A 6,217-nucleotide genomic window follows, 5' to 3' on the forward strand; every position below is an offset into this window, starting at 1 on the left:
GCTATAATCTATAAGGATGAAAAGTATTAATAGCCACACAAGCTGAGGAAGCGCCGACAAGAACAAAATGAGGGGGAACCTAAGTGTGACCCCAAAGGACTGCTAAAGCAAAAACCCACCAAGCAACTGAAAAGCTACGTTTAATTCCTAAACAAAAGGGATTGGACAAAATCTTGGATGAGGAGATAGATAACAAGTGTCCCAAATTATCTAAAACCTTCACATTACCTTTTTGTTAACTTTTTTGACAGGTGGAGTAAAGTTTGTTAGGATAATTTGCGCGACAAGTTATAAATACAGCAAAATATAGAATAATCAGATTATGCTAGCATATATTGTCCTTTGAACGCACCACATTGACATACTGCTAGTTAAACCAGCAGGGTTACTCAAAACCCCCGCTTCAGGCGTGTAAATATTTCCAGAAGCGAAAACCGCAGGCAGGATAGCAAAACAAGAGAAGGCCTTTTCAAGCAAAGGGCACCGGTTCTTTTCTTGCTTGCTGTTGTTCTTTTATATATTTCATAGTAGATGAGGTGATTCTTTGAAGGTGAAGGCATCTAAAGTCTTGGTCAGAGCTTTGGAATCTGTTGGTGTGACTGCGATTTTTGGCATTCCAGGGATTCATAACCTTGATATTTACGAAGCCCTTGCGGAAAGTACTATTCGCCATATAACAGCTCGACACGAGCAGGGGGCTGGGTTTATGGCAGATGGTTGGGCACGTTCGACAGGAAATGTGGGAACGGCTTTAGTGATTTCAGGCCCAGGGCTTACAAATATCCTCACCCCCATGGCCCAAGCCCTCCATGATTCGGTCCCAATGGTAGTAATATCCAGCCAAATCCCTACTAGCTATATCGGCCTAGGTGCCGGATTCCTACACGAACTCAGAAACAGCACAATTATGGCTCAATCTGCCGCTAAAGAAAGCATCAGGGTTCTTGACCCTCACGACATCCAACCAGCCGTGGAAAAAGCTTATAGGACTGCTGCTTCGGGGCGCCCCGGCCCTGTTCATCTGGAGATCCCTATGGACGTACTGTCCATGCATTCTAGTTTTACAGCTAACCCTCCAGCAAAAGCACGGCCTGCTTGGTATCCTGAACTTCCTGAACGTGAGATTATAAAAGCAGCAAAAATAATCAAGGAAGCCCAAAACCCTGTAATGATACTAGGCGGCGGCGCCAGGAAAAGCTCCAAGGAAACACTTGCTTTAGCCGAAAAGCTACAAGCTGCTGTTATAGAGACCTGTGCCGGCAAGGGTATTATGGACGAACGAAACCCACTATGTCTGGGCGCCAGGCTTCATTTTCCTTCTGTGCGAAAATTTATCGAAGAAGCTGACGTCATCATTGCCGTAGGGACAGAACTTTCACCTACAGACCTGTGGGAGAAGCCCTTGCCCAAAAAAGGTATTCTGATTCAAATAGACTTGGACCCTGCCAACTTCGGCCGAAACGCCACCGCAGATATAGGCATAAGAGCCGACGCAGGCCAAGCTCTTTCGGCCATTTTAAAGGAGCTTGAAAAAGGCCCCAATGTCCAATATCCAGATAAAAAAACCTTTCTAGCCAGCTTGAAGGAGCAGGCAAAAAAGGAACTAGCTGAAATCACAGGTATGGGTAAAGATTTAGCCGATATGAAGGACCTAATACATGCCATCCGCGAAGGCATCCCTGACGATGGAATTCTTGTTGCAGACATGACTGGGCCTGCCTATGTGGCAATAAGCGAATATTCAGCTTATCATCCCTCTACTTTCCTCCACCCTGTAGGTTTCGGCACCCTGGGATTTGCCGTTCCTGCAGCAATAGGAGCCTACCTGGCAAACGGTGATAAGCCTGTTGCAGCCCTTACAGGAGATGGAGGATTTCAATTCACCATGGCCGAAATGGCAGTCGCGTGCCAGGAGAAACTTCCTATACCGATAATAATATGGAATGACCAAGGGTTTGGCGAAATCCGACGCAACGAAAAGGCAAGGGGCTTTCGCTCTTTCATCGGTGTCGACAACCGCACTCCCGACCTGAAGTGTTTTGCGGCATCTTTGGGGGCAAATTACCTTTTGGCTAGCTCTGCAAAAGAGGTTAAAGGCTTGCTAAAAACAGCTTTCAAAGAAAGCTGCCCAACTATCATAGAGATAACACCAAAAGAAAGGAAGCACTGAACCGTGAATATACCAGGCATTCGCAAAGCAGTATGTAAAATGAGGCCGTACGAACCAGGGAAGACCATAGAAGAAGTTAGAAGGGATTTGGGGCTTGAGAATATCATCAAGCTCGGCTCCAACGAGAACCCCTATGGCCCTTTCCCAGCATCCATAGAAGCCATGAAGCGCGAGATGGCTTCAGGTAATCGCTACCCGGATATAGCCTTTGAGGAAATTAAGGGGCTCTTAGCCCAGAGACATAACTTGAAGCCAGAAAATATTGCCTTATCCCACGGGGCAGAAGGGATGCTTCAATCCATAACCAAGGCTTTCATTGAAGAGAAAGACGAAGTAATAATCCCATCGGTCACCTACAAGCTCTATGAGGAGCTGTCAAAACTTATGGGCGCGGAGATAGTAAGGACCCCCATGAAAGATAATGCTGTAGACCTCTCGGCCGTGGGCAAAGCTGTAACAGAAAAGACCAAACTAATTTGGCTGTGCAACCCCAATAACCCCACAGGCACTCATTTTAACCACGACGAACTGGTAAGCTTGCTGAAGGATTTGCCAGAAAAAACCTGGGTAATTCTGGATGAGGCATATGCAGAGTTTTGCCCTAAAGACGAGTTGCCTGACAGATCAAAACTTATATATGAAGGGGAAAACATTATTTCTGTACGTACATTTTCCAAGGCTTACGGGCTTGCAGGCCTAAGGCTAGGTTATGGCGCGGCAAGGCCAGAAGTAATTAGGGCCATAGATACCGTGAGCGAGCCCTTTAACGCCAACAGGCTTGCCATAGCCGCAGGCATAGCGGTTTTACGTGATGGCCAAGAGTCGTACACCAAAGCCCTTGAAACAATAATCAATGACCGAAAAAGAATGGAAGAAAAGCTTCACGGCATGGGATGCAACGTCACTCCTTCATCTACAAATTTTGTCTTCTTTGAAACTCCATATGACTGCGATTATTTATCTAAGCAACTGTTACAAAGAGGCATTATTGTACGGCCTTGCAGTATCTGGGGTTGTAACAATGCAATCAGGGTGACGGTGGGAACCTCTGAGGAAGTAGATGAGTTTTTAAAGGTCATAAAGGACATTTTAAATAATGCCACTGATGCTTAAGGCTGCAGGAGGTAGTGTTTCATGGTTCTTTTTGAAGATGTAAGCAAGGTATATGAAGATGGGACTAGGGCCGTTGACCACCTCAACTTGGAAATTGCCAAAGGCGAAATCGCCGTGCTTATTGGCCCTTCAGGCTGTGGAAAGACCACTACTCTGAAGATGGTCAACCGCCTCGAGAATTGCACCGAGGGGACCATAAAGGTAGAAGGCAAGGACATAACCAAGGTTAATCCCGTCAAATTGAGAAGGAACATTGGTTACGTTATCCAGGAAACGGCCTTAATGCCCCACCTTTCGGTAGCAGAGAACATTGCAACTGTGCCCAAACTTTTAGGCTGGAAGAAAAGCAAAATACAAAAGCGAGTTGATGAGTTGCTTGAGTTGGCAGGATTAGATCCTGCAAAATACCGCTACCGCCTACCGGACCAGCTTAGTGGCGGCCAGAAGCAGAGGATTGGGGTTCTACGTGCATTGGCAGCAGACCCGGACGTGGTCCTAATGGACGAGCCTTTTGGAGCTTTAGACCCCATAGCCAGGGAAAAGCTTCAGAATGAGCTTCTCCAGCTGCAGAAGACCGTTAAAAAAACAATAATATTCGTAACCCACGACATGGACGAAGCTTTGAGAATCGCAGATAAGATAGTCCTTATGCGCCGAGGAAGAATTGAGCAGGTTGGATCTCCAGAAGAACTTCAACAAAACCCCGCCAACGACTTTGTTAGAGATTTCATAGGAGAGGACAGGCTCTCCCAGATATTTCCTGATACAAGCGTGGAAGTTGTGGTCCAGGATCCTAGAATAAAGGTCTCTCCTAAAATGACTGCCGCGGATGTCTTGGATATCATGGAAGACGAAGGCCATGAAACAGCCCAGATTGTCGACAGCTATGGGAAATGGCATGGGATGGCTTTGCTGTGGCTACTAAAGCGAGCAGCAAAACAAAACGAAAAAGTCACGAAAGGGGCAAAAAAAGACAGGAGACTATATATTGAAGACGGCACACTTCGTGACGCGGCAGAGATGTTGGCAGACCAGGATTTGCCCATTCCTGTTATAGACGAAAATGGCCTTTTCAGAGGTGTTGTAACTCACGCTGGCGTGGCGCGCCTTACCATCTCAAGGCTCACCCGGTACAGAGGAAAGGAGGGGAAATAATGTTGAATCAAGAGCCTTTCCTCCAGTTATTCTTAAAGTATATTACCAGGTACTGGCCCCGCATCCTGGAGCTGACCTGGCAGCATTTATTCATTTCCCTTATTGCCCTTTCCATTACGCTAGTGATATGCATACCCTTGGGAATTTATCTGACCAAGAATGAAAAATTATCTCCTTATGTAATAGGTGCAGCTAACATATTCCAAACTATACCAAGTTTAGCACTTTTGGGCTTTTTGATTTTTATCTTTGGAATAGGGAACGACAATGCCATAGCGGCGCTATTTTTATACGCCATGTTGCCAGTGCTTCAAAACACTTACACGGGGATAAAAAGCGTTCCCAGGCACTTGGTGCAGGCTGCAAGGGGCATGGGAATGACTGAGTACCAGATTTTGGTCAAGGTCCAGCTTCCCATCGCTATGCCCATTATCCTGGCAGGGATAAGAGTTGCCACCGTATGGATCATAGGAACCGCAACGCTAGCCTCAGCCATAGGGGGCGGTGGTCTTGGCAGATTGATATTCTCAGGGTTAGCTTCCATAAGGAACGAAGTGGTCCTGGCAGGTGCCCTTCCTGCAACCATACTGGCTTTGACTGCAGACCAGGGAATCAAATGGCTGCAAAACTACCTTGACCCCAAAAACCGCGCCATTCGCCTGGCGCAGAAGGCGGAGATAGATGAACTGCAAAAAACTGCCGCGCAAAGAGGCAGAGAATAATAGAAAGGAGCTGTTGCATGTGAGATGTTTTATGAAAGTTTTATGTGTGGCCCTGTTGGCCTTGTCCGTTTCGGTCGTAGGGGGGATAGGCACCGCAGTAGCCAACCAAGATCCTATGGATTACAAGGGCACTATCAGAGTCGGGGGACAGACAGTAAACGAGTCTGTAATCTTGGCATGGATGGCCAAGCTACTCCTTGACGAATACACAGGGCTTGATGTGAAAATTAACACCGAATTTGCCGCGTCTTCAGTACTGCATCAGGCCATGGCTGAAGGGGAGCTTGACGTTTATCCCTCTTGGACGGGGACACAGCTGATGGGAATATTGCGCTATGAGGGGCCTAAGCTTTCAAGAGAAGAAACATTTAGGATGGTCAAAGAGGGGTTTGAAAAGAACTTTAACATGACCTGGTCGAAGCCCATAGGCTTCAACAACACTTACGTGATGGCAGTTAGGCATGAGACAGCTGAAAAATACGACCTTCATAAAGCTTCAGATCTCAAAGGTATAGCAGAAAAAATGAAATTGGCCGGCGATGAAAATTTTGACACAAGGCCTGATGCCTATCCAGGCTGGTCAAAGACGTACGGCATAAAATTCAAAGAAGTGCTGCCTATGCAGTATGCCATGATGTACAAGGCCATCGCTAATAAAGAAGTGGACGTTATAGCAGCATACTCCACAGACTCCAGGATAGCCAAACTAAATCTCACGCTGTTGGAGGACGACAAGGGCTTCTTCCCAGATTACAGTGCTGCATACGTGATAGACATGAAAACACTGGAGAAATACCCTGCGATCCTCCCTATACTCGAAAAGCTGAGCGGAAAAATAGACGAGAAGACCATGTCAACCTTAAATGGCCGTTATGACAACGGTGAAGAGCCCGAGGACATAGCAAAAGGTTTCCTTGAGGGAATAGGCCTTGTTGATTAAGGCACTACTATTTTAAAAATCTCACACACAAGGCACCGTCGGCTCTCGAGCACCGGCGGTGCTTTTGTTTTTTCTGGAACGCCTAGGTGTCAGGTCTTTATTTTTGGCGTTGAATAC

Annotated in this window: 5 protein-coding genes; all 5 read left to right on the plus strand. The window is 46.6% G+C overall.

Annotation, left to right across the window (positions count from 1 at the left end; all coding sequences use genetic code 11):
- Nucleotides 1-550: 550 nt before the first annotated feature.
- Genes H0Z23_RS08345 through H0Z23_RS08365 form a run of 5 tightly spaced genes read left to right on the plus strand, consistent with a single transcriptional unit; the run spans nucleotide 551 to nucleotide 6,100 of the window.
- Nucleotides 551-2,170, plus strand: a complete 1,620-nt coding sequence (locus H0Z23_RS08345; protein ID WP_296868990.1) for a thiamine pyrophosphate-binding protein — start codon at nucleotides 551-553, stop codon at nucleotides 2,168-2,170.
- Nucleotides 2,171-2,173: 3 nt separating this feature from the next.
- Nucleotides 2,174-3,283, plus strand: a complete 1,110-nt coding sequence (gene hisC, locus H0Z23_RS08350; protein ID WP_296868986.1) for a histidinol-phosphate transaminase — start codon at nucleotides 2,174-2,176, stop codon at nucleotides 3,281-3,283.
- Between the two features lie 21 nt (nucleotides 3,284-3,304).
- Complete coding sequence (locus H0Z23_RS08355) at nucleotides 3,305-4,438, plus strand: ABC transporter ATP-binding protein (protein ID WP_296868987.1); 1,134 nt, start codon at nucleotides 3,305-3,307, stop codon at nucleotides 4,436-4,438.
- Nucleotides 4,438-5,160 carry an ABC transporter permease gene (locus tag H0Z23_RS08360; protein WP_296868988.1) on the plus strand — a complete coding sequence of 241 codons (723 nt, stop codon included), beginning with the start codon at nucleotides 4,438-4,440 and terminating at the stop codon, nucleotides 5,158-5,160. Before H0Z23_RS08355 ends, H0Z23_RS08360 begins: the two co-directional genes overlap by 1 nt.
- The gene (locus tag H0Z23_RS08365) at nucleotides 5,120-6,100 is read left to right on the plus strand and encodes a glycine betaine ABC transporter substrate-binding protein (RefSeq protein ID WP_296868989.1); all 981 of its coding nucleotides are present in this window, start codon (nucleotides 5,120-5,122) and stop codon (nucleotides 6,098-6,100) included. The genes H0Z23_RS08360 and H0Z23_RS08365 overlap by 41 nt, the downstream gene beginning before the upstream one ends.
- Nucleotides 6,101-6,217: the final 117 nt, after the last annotated feature.

Origin of the sequence: Thermovirga sp. (genome assembly GCF_017656375.1) — a bacterium.
Lineage (GTDB): Bacteria > Synergistota > Synergistia > Synergistales > Thermovirgaceae > Thermovirga.

Bases quoted from the DNA above. Each gene is read 5' to 3' on its own strand.
- H0Z23_RS08355 (WP_296868987.1), top strand. From the start codon at position 3,305: ATGGTTCTTTTTGAAGATGTAAGCAAGGTATATGAAGATGGGACTAGG.
- H0Z23_RS08360 (WP_296868988.1), top strand. From the start codon at position 4,438: ATGTTGAATCAAGAGCCTTTCCTCCAGTTATTCTTAAAGTATATTACC.
- H0Z23_RS08365 (WP_296868989.1), top strand. From the start codon at position 5,120: ATGAACTGCAAAAAACTGCCGCGCAAAGAGGCAGAGAATAATAGAAAG.